This window comes from Micromonospora sp. KC207 (assembly GCF_004348615.1).
In the GTDB taxonomy this organism is placed as follows: Bacteria; Actinomycetota; Actinomycetes; order Mycobacteriales; family Micromonosporaceae; genus Micromonospora.
In genome coordinates this window covers 1-12,119 of the sequence record NZ_SMKJ01000227.1, presented here as the reverse complement: position 1 = coordinate 12,119, position 12,119 = coordinate 1, and the positions used below count along the sequence as shown (strand labels likewise).

At 71.4% G+C, this 12,119-nt stretch carries 13 protein-coding genes and 1 pseudogene; 8 read left to right on the top strand and 6 right to left on the bottom strand.

What is annotated here, in order from left to right:
- Positions 1 to 18: 18 nt before the first annotated feature.
- Both E1258_RS23945 and E1258_RS23940 read left to right on the top strand, forming a co-directional pair.
- Positions 19 to 609: a DinB family protein gene (locus E1258_RS23945; protein WP_132405087.1), complete on the top strand. Its 591-nt coding sequence runs from the start codon at positions 19 to 21 to the stop codon at positions 607 to 609.
- Positions 610 to 667: 58 nt separating this feature from the next.
- A pseudogene (locus E1258_RS23940) lies at positions 668 to 913 on the top strand (hypothetical protein); the annotation flags it as partial.
- Between the two features lie 201 nt (positions 914 to 1,114).
- Here the strand turns inward: E1258_RS23940 and E1258_RS23935 are convergent.
- Positions 1,115 to 1,411, bottom strand: a complete 297-nt coding sequence (locus E1258_RS23935) for a hypothetical protein (RefSeq protein ID WP_132405083.1) — start codon at positions 1,409 to 1,411, stop codon at positions 1,115 to 1,117.
- 397 nt (positions 1,412 to 1,808) lie between these two features.
- Here E1258_RS23935 and E1258_RS23930 point away from each other — a divergent pair, with 397 nt between their 5' ends.
- Positions 1,809 to 2,795 carry a hypothetical protein gene (locus E1258_RS23930; protein WP_132405081.1) on the top strand — a complete coding sequence of 329 codons (987 nt, stop codon included), beginning with the start codon at positions 1,809 to 1,811 and terminating at the stop codon, positions 2,793 to 2,795.
- Between the two features lie 149 nt (positions 2,796 to 2,944).
- On the opposite strand, the gene E1258_RS23925 is transcribed toward E1258_RS23930, so the two are convergent.
- From E1258_RS23925 to E1258_RS23910, 5 genes are all read right to left on the bottom strand, one after another.
- On the bottom strand, positions 2,945 to 3,277 hold the full coding sequence (locus E1258_RS23925) for a DUF1416 domain-containing protein (protein WP_132405079.1): 333 nt from the start codon (positions 3,275 to 3,277) through the stop codon (positions 2,945 to 2,947).
- A gap of 3 nt (positions 3,278 to 3,280) precedes the next feature.
- Entirely contained in the window at positions 3,281 to 4,129 is an 849-nt protein-coding gene (locus tag E1258_RS23920; protein WP_132405077.1) for a sulfurtransferase, read from the bottom strand.
- A 206-nt stretch (positions 4,130 to 4,335) separates the two neighbouring features.
- Positions 4,336 to 4,413 carry an Ms5788A family Cys-rich leader peptide gene (locus E1258_RS35975; RefSeq protein ID WP_331716730.1) on the bottom strand — a complete coding sequence of 26 codons (78 nt, stop codon included), beginning with the start codon at positions 4,411 to 4,413 and terminating at the stop codon, positions 4,336 to 4,338.
- 128 nt (positions 4,414 to 4,541) lie between these two features.
- Positions 4,542 to 5,330 carry a DUF2993 domain-containing protein gene (locus E1258_RS23915; RefSeq protein WP_132405075.1) on the bottom strand — a complete coding sequence of 263 codons (789 nt, stop codon included), beginning with the start codon at positions 5,328 to 5,330 and terminating at the stop codon, positions 4,542 to 4,544.
- Positions 5,331 to 5,485: 155 nt separating this feature from the next.
- The gene (locus E1258_RS23910) at positions 5,486 to 6,535 is read right to left on the bottom strand and encodes a hypothetical protein (protein ID WP_132405073.1); all 1,050 of its coding nucleotides are present in this window, start codon (positions 6,533 to 6,535) and stop codon (positions 5,486 to 5,488) included.
- A gap of 251 nt (positions 6,536 to 6,786) precedes the next feature.
- On the opposite strand from E1258_RS23910, the gene E1258_RS23905 reads away from it, so the two are divergent.
- The 5 genes from E1258_RS23905 to pstC all read left to right on the top strand — a co-directional run bounded on the left by E1258_RS23905 (position 6,787) and on the right by pstC (position 12,075).
- Entirely contained in the window at positions 6,787 to 7,500 is a 714-nt protein-coding gene (locus E1258_RS23905) for a response regulator transcription factor (RefSeq protein ID WP_132405071.1), read from the top strand.
- Between the two features lie 206 nt (positions 7,501 to 7,706).
- Positions 7,707 to 8,585 carry a polysaccharide deacetylase family protein gene (locus tag E1258_RS23900; RefSeq protein WP_371688675.1) on the top strand — a complete coding sequence of 293 codons (879 nt, stop codon included), beginning with the start codon at positions 7,707 to 7,709 and terminating at the stop codon, positions 8,583 to 8,585.
- Between the two features lie 26 nt (positions 8,586 to 8,611).
- Entirely contained in the window at positions 8,612 to 9,535 is a 924-nt protein-coding gene (gene mshD / locus E1258_RS23895) for a mycothiol synthase (RefSeq protein WP_132405067.1), read from the top strand.
- Between the two features lie 298 nt (positions 9,536 to 9,833).
- Positions 9,834 to 10,937, top strand: coding sequence for a phosphate ABC transporter substrate-binding protein PstS (gene pstS / locus E1258_RS23890; protein ID WP_132405065.1), 1,104 nt, complete (start codon positions 9,834 to 9,836; stop codon positions 10,935 to 10,937).
- Positions 10,938 to 10,983: 46 nt separating this feature from the next.
- Positions 10,984 to 12,075, top strand: a complete 1,092-nt coding sequence (pstC, locus tag E1258_RS23885) for a phosphate ABC transporter permease subunit PstC (protein WP_132405063.1) — start codon at positions 10,984 to 10,986, stop codon at positions 12,073 to 12,075.
- Positions 12,076 to 12,119: the final 44 nt, after the last annotated feature.

Genomic DNA, 12,119 nt, shown 5'->3' with positions numbered 1-12,119 from the left:
GGGTGGCAGGGTGGGCGGATGACGCCACTGGACGCGAAGGCCGATCTGCACCGATACCTGCGTGACGCCCGCGAGGCCCTGCTGTGGAAACTCGACGGGCTCTCCGAGTACGACATCCGCCGGCCGTTGACCCCGACCGGCACCAACCTGCTGGGGCTGGTCAAACACCTCGCCAGCGTCGAGTTCGGCTACTTCGGGCCCACCTTCGGCCGGCCGCACGACGAGTCGATGCCCTGGCTCGACTCCTACGCCGACCCCAACGCCGACCTGTGGGCGACCGTCGACGAGTCCCGCGAGCAGATCGTCGCGCTCTACCACCGGGCCTGGGCACACACCGACGCGACGATCGAGGCGCTACCGCTCGACGCGATCGGCACCGTCCCCTGGTGGCCGGTCGACCGCAGCCAGGTGACCCTGCACCTGATCCTGGTGCACGTGACCACCGAGAGCCACCGGCACGCCGGGCACGCGGACATCGTCCGCGAGACGATCGACGGTGCCGCCGGGATGATGCAGGACCACGACAACCTGCCGTACGGCGACGCGAGCCGGTGGGCGGAGCACCGCGCCCGGGTGCAGCGGGCAGCCGAGCAGACCTTGGAGGCGTAGAGAACGAGCGTGCGCTGCGCGACTGGCAGTCCCGGTTCGGACGCCGGGTGGTGCGCGGGTGACCGCCGCGACCGGGCGCGAGCGATACGTCGTACACCTGACGGTCGCCGCCGACGACCTGCCGGCGGCGCGGCTGCTGGCCCGCGCGATCGGCCGGTCGCTGGCGTTCCCGCCGGAGCTGGTGCTCGGCGAGACGACGGTGCCGAGGGAGGGCGCGCCGGACGCGCAGCACCAGATCTTCTGCGACCGGCGGCTCGGCGGTCGACGCCGCTGCGTGCGGCGGGTCGACCATCCGGGCGGCTGCATTTCGTGACGGTGCCGGCCGTCATCCGGCGGCGTCGGCAGCCCCGCCGTCGCGCCGCACCCCTCGAGTTCAGTCAACTGCCGCGAAGTCCCTGACAGCGGGTGGCCTGACTACCCGCCCCCGGCGCGACGACGGGTGCCCGAGGTGGGCACCCGCAGCCACTACGCTCGAGCTGTTCGGGAAGCTCGGCAACTGAGTCCGTTACGGGGCACCGAACAACGCCTCGGCCGCGCGAGCCAGGCTGTCATCGAACGTGGCGAGCAGGAGCAACACAACCAGCAGGACGACGAGGCGTGCGGTCCGGCCGTCGCTGGCCAGCGCCCAGGCAAGCAACTGGTAGAGGGTCTGCGGCGCCGCGACACGTGCGCTGGAGCGCAACTCCGCCAAGTCGCGGCGACCACGCCGCCCTGCGAACAGCGCCCATCCAAACAGCACCAGCAACACCACGACGGCGACAAGCGCCTCCCGCCGGTCTGCGAACTCAACAAAAGTGGGCAAGGCATCCTCCTCGTCACCAGGGCCAGGACAACGGTGGTCGGCACCCCGAACCACCTGAAGCCGCACTCGGTCTTCAGATCACAGCAGAGGTGCAGAATTTCGGACATTTCGACGACTTGTCGTAGTGGACGCCGGTTTCGGTGAGCCCGAAAAGGAGCAACGCCTCCAGAACAAAGGCCAGCTCCGGCACCTGAAGGACTTTCGAAAACCCCCAGAGACCGCATTGAGAGTGGCATGGATCACATCAGGTGGGGTCGGTCCCCGGCCCGACGGCACCGAATTTTCGGACCGCCCGAATGTCCTCTGTGTACGGACGGCCGCGGATACTTTCTGGATCGGACGGGAACTCACCGCTTCTTTCGGTGCACACGGGCAGCGGCTACACCAGAATTGCGACGTGGACGAAGTGCAGAACCAAGTACGGGAGCTGCTCTGGGATTGGCACCGCCACAAGCACAAGGGCAGCAAGCACGGTGCGTTCCAACGGTTCTGGGAGGCGATCAAGACTGACTGCGACATCAGCCACAAGAAGGTCCTCGACGAGCTGAGGCGCGACGGCCGGGTCTCCTGGGACCTGCTGGCGCGAGCCGTTCGGGTCTGCGTGCCAGACGATGACTACGAAGATCGGCTGGAGCACTTCGCCGGGCTGTGGCAGGAACACCGAGGAGTGGCCCCACCGGGCTACTGCGGCCGGATCGTCATAGCCGGCCAGGTGGTTCGGAACGCGCTCGTCACTCCGGCGGACGCCAGGGACGACAAGAGCCGGATCGCCATGCTGGAGCGCGAGCACGATCGCGCCCAACTGGAACTGGTCGACCAGCACCGTCGGATCAAGGAGTTGCAGGGCCAGATCGCCGGGCTGACCGCCAACCTGCAGCACCAGGCCGAAGAGGCCGAAGCGGACCGGCGCAGGTTGATCAACAGCATCGAAAACGTGTCCGAACAGATGCGGCAGGATGTCGCCCGCCAGCACCAGGAGGGTGCTGAGCTCAACGCCCGCATCGACCGGCTGGTGCGGGAGAACGAGGACCTCATCGCCCATCAGGAAGTGCTTACCCGCGCACGGGACCAGGCCGAACACCGTGCCGGCCGCTTGGTCACCGAGCGCGACAGAGCCGAGACCCGCGCCGGCCAGCTCGCGCAGGAACGCGATGACGCCGAGGCCCGCGCCAGCCAGCATCTGGTAGCTCTCGGCGAGTTGCGGCAGAGCACCGACCAGGAGCGGTTCCGCCTCTATGAAATGATCAACGACTTGAGGGACAAGGTCTCCGCGTTGTCGGACAACCGCAACGAGCAGTCGAAACGAGCCAGACCGATACGCGTCATGGAGGAAGACGACCCATTCGGCTGGGGACGGGGCGGGGCACCACCCGTCCTGAAGTAGCGACCGGTCGGCATCCCGCTCGGCTGGAACCGAAACGGCTCGGGCCGGCCACCCCTGGGCGGGGCAACCGGCCCGAGCCGATGCACGCGGTGCGGGTGTGTTAGGAGGGGGCCCTTCCTATACAGGAAGCGTTAACAGGGGGCCCTTCCTTACGCCTTCACGGTGACCGTTACCTCGTTGATGCCGCGGGCGGCGGTCACGGTGCTGTCGCCGTTGCCGTGCCGGGACAGCGCCCGCAGCGTCCAGGTGCCCGGCGCGGCGAAGAACCGGAACTGGCCGGCCGGGGAGGTGACCACCTCGGCGGTGAACTCACCGGTCGAGTCGAGCAGCCGGACGTACGCGCCCGGAACGGCGTCGCCCGCCTCGGACCGGACGACGCCGGTGATGACGGTTTCCTTCTCCAGGTCCAGGCTGGCCGGCAGCGGGGCGGCCTGGTCGGGCGCGGCGCAACCGGCAGCGGTGGGAGCCGTGGGAGCGGTCATGGCTCAGGCCTCCCCGGGCTCGTCGCCGAGCGCGACCGGCACGCCGACCAGCGAGCCGTACTCGGTCCAGGAGCCGTCGTAGTTCTTCACGTTGGCGTGGCCGAGCAGCTCCTGGAGCACGAACCAGGTGTGCGAGGAGCGCTCGCCGATCCGGCAGTAGGCGATGGTCTCCTTGCTGTCGTCCAGCCCGGCCGCGGCGTAGATCTTGCGCAGCTCGTCGTCGGACTTGAAGGTGCCGTCCTCGTTCGCGGCCTTGGACCACGGCACGCTGATCGCGGTCGGCACGTGGCCGGCCCGCTGCGCCTGCTCCTGCGGCAGGTGGGCGGGGGCGAGCAGTCGGCCGGCGTACTCGTCGGGGCTGCGCACGTCGACCAGGTTCTTGGTGCCGATCGCGTCGACGACCTCGTCGCGGAAGGCGCGGATCGAGGTGTCCGGCTCCTGCGCGACGTACTGGGTGGCCGGGCGGGTCACCGCGTCGGTCACCAGCGGCCGGGCGTCCAGCTCCCACTTCTTGCGCCCACCGTCGAGCAGCTTCACGTCGCGGTGGCCGTAGAGCTTGAAGTACCAGTACGCGTATGCGGCGAACCAGTTGTTGTTGCCGCCGTACAGGATGACGGTGTCGTCGTTGGAGATGCCGCGCTCGGAGAGCAGCGCCTCGAACTGGCTCTTGTTGACGAAGTCCCGGCGGACCGGGTCCTGAAGGTCGGTGCGCCAGTCGAGCTTGATGGCGCCGGCGATGTGGCCGGTGTCGTAGGCCGAGGTGTCTTCGTCGACCTCGACGAAGACGACGCCCGGGGCGTCGATGTTCTTCTCGGCCCATTCGGCCGAGACGAGTGCGGTGTCGCGACTCATCAGATCACTCCCTGGTGAGGATGGACGGTGAGCCTGCGCGAGGACGAATTCTGTGGCTGTCGCACCACGCGCGGGACCCAGAGGGAAGGACGGGATCACGGGTTCGTGCGACGGCGCCGCTGCCGGGCGTTCAGGGGGAAGAGACCGAGGGTACGCAGACCCTGTGGCCGGCGGCCGCCGTCAGGCGGCCGAGGACAGCCCCGCCGTCAGATGACGGGGCGACACAGGCAGGTGGCCACGCGGCACAGGTCGACCGCGCGCCGTTTGGTGAGGAACGTCCCCATGAGCAGGGAGCCTACCAGCCATCCCGGGTCCCGCCACCGGCCCGACCAGCATCCGGGACGCCCGTTCCGACTCACGGTCGCCGGACGGGCGCGGACCGTACCCGACCGGCGACTGCCCCGGGGAGCGTTCAGCCGGCCGAGTTGATCGGGACGTCCTTCGCGGCAGCGGTCACCGCGAGGCCCTGCGGCAGCGGCTTGACCTCGCGCACCGCGAGCTGGAAGGGCAGCTCGGGCAACGGCACGTCGATCGAGATGTCCTTGGCGTAGTTGTTCAGCAGGGTGCGGGCCAGCCGATTGTTCGGCAGTCCCTCGGCGTCCACGTCGTTGAAGCGCAGCGAGATCGCCCCCTCCTTGCCGACTGTCACGTCGGCGGTCCCGGTGAGCGTCAGCTTCTGCCCGAGGATGTCGACGGGGGCGGTGACGGCGAGCCGGCCGTCCCGCTCGCCGAGGGTCAGGCCGGGCCGGTCGAGGAGCGCGGCCAGGCTCTCGTACGTGATGGTGCCGGTGCCGTCCACGGTCTCGGCGACCACGTCGCCCTGCTGGGTACGCAGGGTGTCCAGGGAGGCCCGCACGTTGCGGGCGTTGACGTCGAGCTCCGGTAGGGCCACCGCGTCGCCCTGCACCGAGCCCTGCACGTCGCGCAGCTTGATGGAGATCCGCTCGTACTTCCCGTCGAGGACCTGGGTGAGGAAGGGGAAGCCGCCGACCTCGACCTCGGGCTGCGAGGACTGGGCGCCCTGCTTGGCGATCTCCTGGCTGACCTGGTCGGTGATCGCCCGCTCGGCCACCCCGACGGCCACCCGGTCGGCGGCCACCAGCAGTCCGCCGATGATCAGCAGCAGGACCAGCAGCGTGACGAGCACCTTGCGCCCGCGTCGCCGGGGACGTTCCTCGTACGCCGGGTAGGCCGTCGCCACGCCGCCTCCTTCTGTCCGTCCGCCGCTCGGCGGCACCGGTGCCGCCGAGCGGCGCACCGGAGAGTACCCGAAGGGTGAAAACCTCAACCGCCGCTCGCTTCGGGCCACCCGAACGGCCGGGCGGCCCCGGCCGGGTCGCCGGAAGAAGCCGGGGGTCACAGGAAGAGCACGCACATGGCGTACGCCGCCGGGGCGGCCAGGGCGAAGCCGCCGAGCGGACCCTGCATGTGCCGGGCGGCCCACATCGTCGGCGGCTCGCCGGCCATCAGCCGGCCGGCCTCCGCGTACCCGACGGCGAGGTCGGCCAGCACGGCGGTGGCGGCGGTGACCAGCCCGATCACCGCGCCGCTGGTCGGGGTGAAGCTGACCAGGTAACTGCCGAGGACCGCGCTGGCCAGGGTGCCGGCCATCGCGCCGACCACGACGCCGGCGGCGCCCCGGGGCACCTGCGGCGCGAGCCGGGGCCAGGGCAGCACCGCGTCGGTGAGCCGGGCCACGGTCAGCGCGACGCCGGTGGCGGTGAGACAGACGGTGATCGCCTGGGTGCCGGCCGGCATCCGGCTGAGCACGACCAGCGTGGCGAACGCCACCACGCCGACCACGATCAGCAGCGTGGTGCCAAGCGAGTCGGTGACCCGGACCCGGTCGACCCGGCGGACCAACTGCCCGAGGACGCCGAGCAGGAAGCCACCGGCCGCGAGGTAACCCAGTGGGGCGAGGCCGGCGATGTCGGACTGCACGGCGGCGGTGTCGGCGGCGGCGGCCACCGCGGCGCTGGTGAGCGCCACCAGCAGCAGCGCGGGCGGGCGCATGGCCATCGTCCAGGCCAGGACGAAGAGCAGCTGCACGCCGAAGATGATGAACGCGAACGGCAGCCGGTGCCCCGGGCCGGCGGTCTGCGCACCGAGCACCAGGCCGACGCCGAGCAGTGCGGCGAACCCGGCGACGGTCAGGGCGAGCGGCCGGCGGATCTCGACCGGCTCGATCTCCTCCTCGTCCACCTCGTCGACGGCCTCGTCGTCGGGGCGCCGGGCCGGTTCGCCGCCGCGGCGCAGCCGGCGGGGCCGCCCGCGTCGCGCCGGGGGGCCGTCGTCGGCGGCCGGGCCGGTGCGCGGGGCCAATGGGTGCGCGCGACCTGCCGGCCCAGGGGGAGCCTCGGCGGCCCACGGGTCCCGGCCGGCCTCAGAGGAGGTCGAGGGAAACACGCCCTGATCGTGCCAGACCGGGGTGTCGGAACGGTGGCCACGGTTTCGGCAACGTTAAAACCTGCGGCGCGATCGCGGGCAAGGCCGACAAACGGGAAACGACCTGGAGGCGCAGGCGGGGCGATCGGTTACGCTCAAGCCGTTACCCGCCCGTCAGCGACGCCGGGACCCACGCAAGTTCTCAGCGCACCCCGCCTCAGGGGCCGCTGGTCGCGCGCGGCCGTGAGAGCCGCCGGGACGGAGGTGATCGTGTGGAGATCCTGCTGCTGGTGACCGCGCGTGCAGGCGAACCATCGGTGGTATTGCCGGCACTCGACCTGCTGCCACACTCGGTGCGCACCGCGCCACGCGACGTCCGCACGCTGGTTGCCGGCCCAAGCCCGGACGCGGTCCTGGTGGACGCCCGTTCGGAACTGAGCGAGGCCCGGGCCACCTGCCGGATGTTGCACGCCACCGGGCTGGGGGTGCCGCTGGTCGCGGTCGTCACCGAGGCCGGGCTGATCGCGCTGAACGCGGACTGGGGCGTCGACGACGTCATCCTCGCCAGCGCCGGTCCGGCCGAGGTGGAGGCGCGGCTGCGGCTGGCGGTCGGCCGGCTGAGCAACGCCACTGCCGGGGCCGGCGGCTCGATTCGGGCCGGCGAGCTGAGCATCGACCCCGACACGTACGCGGCGAAGCTCAAGGGCCGGCCGCTCGACCTGACGTACAAGGAGTTCGAGCTGCTGAAGTTCCTGGCCCAGCACCCGGGTCGGGTCTTCACCCGGGACCAACTGCTGCGCGAGGTCTGGGGTTACGACTACTTCGGCGGCACCCGCACGGTGGACGTGCACGTCCGGCGGCTGCGGGCGAAGCTCGGCTCGGAGTACGAGTCGATGATCGGCACCGTGCGCCAGGTCGGCTACAAGTTCGTCGTGCCGCCGTCGCGGTCGCTGCCCGAAGCCGAGCACGCCCCGATCCCCGTCTGATCCGCCGGCCAGTCGGCCGGGCCCGACCTGGGTCCGGCCGGCGAGCCCACCCGCTTCGCTAATTTCCTGTTTGCCCTTTTTGCACTACTCACCAGTTTTATCCTGACTGGCGAGTAGCCGAGGAAAGGGGCGACGGTGCGTGCGATGACCACAGGGGCGACGAGGGGCCGGTCCCCACAATCGAGCGGCGGCAACCGCTGATGCGCATGGAAGCGACCGGACGGGTCGTGGCGCTCGCCACGCTGGTGGCGGTTTCCCTGCTTGGTTCCGCGTACGCGCTGGGCCGGAGCATGGTGCCCGCACCGACCCGGCAGCCCACCGGGGTCTCCGCGGGCACGGACGACCCGAGCTTCGCCGACCAGCCGGAGCAGACCGGCCCCGGCCGGGGCGATGCGCCGTCCTCCACCGACGGTCCCTCCGCCGCGCCGACCGAGACCGGCCAGGACGGCACGGCCGGGCAGCCGCCGGAGACCGGCGGCGACGGCCCGTTCGGCACCCGGGTCACCACCGGGTCGCCGGGGGTGGCGCTCACCTTCGACGACGGTCCGGACCCGCAGTACACGCCGCAGGTCCTGGCGCTGCTGCGGAAGTACGGCGTCACGGCCACGTTCTGCGTGGTCGGCGAGAACGCCCAGAACCATCCCGACCTGATCCAGGCGATCGTGGCCGACGGCCACACCCTGTGCAACCACTCCTGGGGCCACGACGAACTGCTCGGCCGGCGGCCGACCGACGTCATCCGGGCCGATCTGCTGCGCACCAACGCGGCGATCCGGGCGGCCGTCCCGGACGCCTCCATCGCCTACTTCCGCCAGCCCGGCGGCGCGTGGACGTACCGGGTGGTGTCGGTGGCCGAGGAGCTGGGCCTCATCCCGCTGCACTGGACGGTCGACCCGTCGGACTGGCGGGCCCCCGGAGCCGCCCGGATCGCCCGCACCGTGTCCGCCGAGACGCGGCCCGGGTCGATCGTGCTGCTGCACGACGCGGGCGGCGACCGGCAGGGCACGGTGGACGCGCTGAACAGCCTCCTGCCGGACCTGGCGGGCCGGTTCCGGCTGGAGGCCCTGCCCACGGGCGCCACCTGAGTGCCGCTCCCGCTACCGTTGCTCGGGTGAGCAGCGCCGAGCCGACGACCGACCGGGTGACCCGGGCCGCCCTGCTGACGCCGGCCGAGGTGGCCGACGTGCTGGCTCTGGCCCGCGCGGCGGGGGACACCGACGGCGCCGACCCGTTCGACGAGCACACGCTGCTACGACTGCGTGACCCGCAGGCCCCCGCCGTCCACCTCACGGCCCGCGCGCCGGACGGCGCCTTGATCGGCTACGCCCACCTGGACACCACCGACCCGGCCGATGGCGTCGGCGTGGAGTTGGCCGTCCACCCCGCGTACCGGCGGCGGGGCACCGGCCGGGCGCTGGCCCGGGAGTCGCTCGCCGCCGCCACCGGGCCGGTACGGGCCTGGGCACACGGCGACCACCCGTCCGCCGCCGCGCTCGGCGTCGACCTCGGCCTCGCCCGGGCCCGGGTGCTCTGGCAGCTACGCCGGCCGCTGGCCGACCCGCCGCCCGAGCCGCGCCTGCCCGACGGGGTGGCGCTGCGCGCGTTCGTTCCCGGGCAGGACGACGACGCCTGGCTCGCGCTGAACGCGCGGGCCTTCGCCAGCCACCCGGAGCAGGGCCGCTGGACGGCCGCCGACCTGCGGGTACGCCTCGCGGAGCCGTGGTTCGACCCGGCCGGCTTCCTGCTCGCCGTCTCCTCGGCCACCGGCCGGCTGCTCGGCTTCCACTGGACCAAGGTGCACTCCCGGCCCGGCTCGGCCCCCATCGGCGAGGTCTACGTGCTCGGGGTCGACCCGTCCGCGCACGGCGGCGGGCTCGGCCGGGCGCTCACCGCGGCCGGGCTGGCGTACCTGCGTCGGCGGGGGCTGGACCGGGTGATGCTCTACGTCGACGAGTCGAACACCGGGGCGGTCGCCCTCTACGAGCGGGCCGGCTTCGCCCGGTGGTCCGCGCACGTCAACTACCACCTCGGCTGACCGGCAACCTCCCCGGTCCCCCGCGTCACGGCGATGTCACGCCACGGCCTCGACGCGATAACGACTGCCCGGATATATCGCATTAATAGCGATAGTGGGCCGCGAGTTCACGAAATGGACAACCCCTCCTTGACCTATGGCCACCTTCCCGGCCGGACCTGTTCACCCCTCGTTCACTTGCGACCGGCGATCCGGCTACCTGGCACTCCTAACTTTCAGTTCAGCCGGGTCACGCCGGCCCTCCCCCGGGCCACCCAGCCGGGAACGGCCCGTCCAGACGTGAAGGGAAACTCCTCAGGTGAAGCTCCAGCGGCACGGCACTATCGCCTGCCTCGCTCTTACTGCGGTGCTCGGTCTCAGTGCATGCGGCTCGGACAACAACGAGCCCGCCGGCGGCGCCTCCGCGTCCGGCTCGGCCGCGGCCGACTGTGCCACCGGCACCCTGAACGCGCAGGGCTCCTCCGCCCAGAAGAACGCCATGGCCGAGTGGATCAAGGCGTACCAGCAGAAGTGTGCAGGCAGCACGATCAACTACGAGCCGTCCGGCTCGGGTGCCGGCATCCAGGCGTTCATCGCCGGCACCGCCGACTTCGCCGGCTCCGACTCGGCCCTCAAGCCGGAGGAGCAGCCGCAGGCCGACGCCAAGTGCACCGGCGGCAAGGCCATCCACCTGCCGATGGTGATCGGCCCCGTGGCCGTCGCCTACAACGTCAGCGGCGTGGACAGCCTCCAGCTCAAGCCGGCCACCCTCGCGAAGATCTTCGCAGGCAAGGTCACCAAGTGGGACGACCCGGCGATCAAGACCGACAACCCGGACGCCAAGCTGCCGTCGACCACCATTCAGACGGTGCACCGCTCGGACGAGTCCGGCACCACCGACAACTTCACGAAGTTCCTGGCCAAGACCGCGGGCGCGGACTGGACCTTCGAGAACGCCAAGGCGTGGAAGGCCCCGGGTGGCACCGGTGCCAAGGGCTCGGACGGCGTGGCCAGCCGGGTCAAGGGCGCCGACGGCTCCATCGGCTACATGGAGTGGTCGTTCGCGGAGAACGCCGGGCTGAACATGGCCAAGATCGGTAACGGCGTGGGCGAGTTCGCCGCGCTGACGGCCGAGTCGGCCGGTAAGACCATCGCCGGCGCCACGGTCGAGGGCACGGGCGACGACCTGAAGATGTCGATCGACTACAACACCAAGGAGGCTGGGGCCTACCCGATCGTCCTGGTGACGTACGAGATCGTCTGCAGCAAGGGCCTCGCCGCCGACAAGCTGCCACTGGTCAAGGGCTTCCTGGCCCACGCCGCCAGCACCGAGGGCCAGTCGGCCCTGACCGAGCTGGGCTACGCCCCGCTGCCGGAGACGGTCCGGACCAAGGTCGAGGCCGCGGTCAAGAACCTCTCCTGACCGCCACCGACACCACCACCTCCCTCAACTCGAAACGAGCGAGCAGATGGGTGAAACCCCTCACCGCTCGGCCGACGCCGGCACCGGCGGGATCCGCGTGGCCCCAGGCCACGGGCAGCCCGCCGGTGCCTCGGCGCGTGTGGCCGAGGCACCAGTCAGCACCCGTACCCCCGGCGGGGGCGACCTCGGCGGTGGCGGCGGCCTGCCCCGGGCGCGGGCTTTCGGCGCGGAACGCGCCTTCCGTGGCCTGACCCTGGCCGCCGGCACCGCCGTCCTGGTGATCATCGCCGCCATCGCGATCTTCCTGATCGCCAAGGCGGTCCCCGCCCTGCGCGCCAACACCGAGAACTTCTGGTCATACGAGGGCTGGGCACCCAACGAGACGCAGCCGAAGTTCGGCATCGGCGCCCTCGCCTTCGGCACCGTGCTCAGCTCGGCGCTGGCGCTGCTCATGGCGGTGCCGGTGGCGCTGGGCATCGCGCTCTACCTGTCGCACTACGCCCCGCGCCGGCTCGGCACCGCGCTCGGCTTCCTGATCGACCTGCTCGCCGCCGTGCCCAGCGTGGTGTTCGGGCTCTGGGGCCGGGATGTCTTCTCCAGCCCGGTACGAGACTTCTCGATCTGGCTGAACACGCACGTCGGCTGGCTCCCGATCTTCGGCGGGGACGGCCCGTTCGGTGCCTCCGTCCTGCTCGGCGCGCTGGTGCTGGCGATCATGGTGCTGCCGATCATCACCTCGCTCTCGCGCGAGGTGTTCCTCCAGACCCCGACCGCCAACGAGGAGGCGGCGCTCGCGCTCGGCGCGACCCGCTGGGAGATGATCCGCACCGCCGTGCTCCCGTACGGCCGGCCCGGCGTCATCGCCGCGGTGATGCTCGGCCTGGGCCGCGCGCTCGGCGAGACCATCGCGCTCGCGATGACCCTCGGCATCACCTTCAGCATCTCGTTCAACCTCATCGAGAACGGCGGCAACACCATCGCCGCCAACATCGCCAACGCGTTCGGCGAGGCGAACGACACCGGGCGGGGCGCGCTCATCGCCTCCGGCCTCGTGCTGTTCACCATCACGCTGATCGTCAACATCACGGCGCGGGCGATCATCTACCGCCGCCGGGAGTTCACGGAGTCGGCCGCATGAGCACCACCGTCGCCAATCACCCCACCCGCCCGCCGGCCCAGCCG

Excerpts from the sequence above, each read along its gene's own strand:
- E1258_RS23945 (WP_132405087.1), top strand. The coding sequence starts at position 19 with ATGACGCCACTGGACGCGAAGGCCGATCTGCACCGATACCTGCGTGAC.
- E1258_RS23925 (WP_132405079.1), bottom strand. The coding sequence starts at position 3,277 with ATGACCGCTCCCACGGCTCCCACCGCTGCCGGTTGCGCCGCGCCCGAC.
- E1258_RS23920 (WP_132405077.1), bottom strand. The coding sequence starts at position 4,129 with ATGAGTCGCGACACCGCACTCGTCTCGGCCGAATGGGCCGAGAAGAAC.
- E1258_RS35975 (WP_331716730.1), bottom strand. The coding sequence starts at position 4,413 with ATGGGGACGTTCCTCACCAAACGGCGCGCGGTCGACCTGTGCCGCGTG.
- E1258_RS23900 (WP_371688675.1), top strand. The coding sequence starts at position 7,707 with ATGGAAGCGACCGGACGGGTCGTGGCGCTCGCCACGCTGGTGGCGGTT.
- pstC (WP_132405063.1), top strand. The coding sequence starts at position 10,984 with ATGGGTGAAACCCCTCACCGCTCGGCCGACGCCGGCACCGGCGGGATC.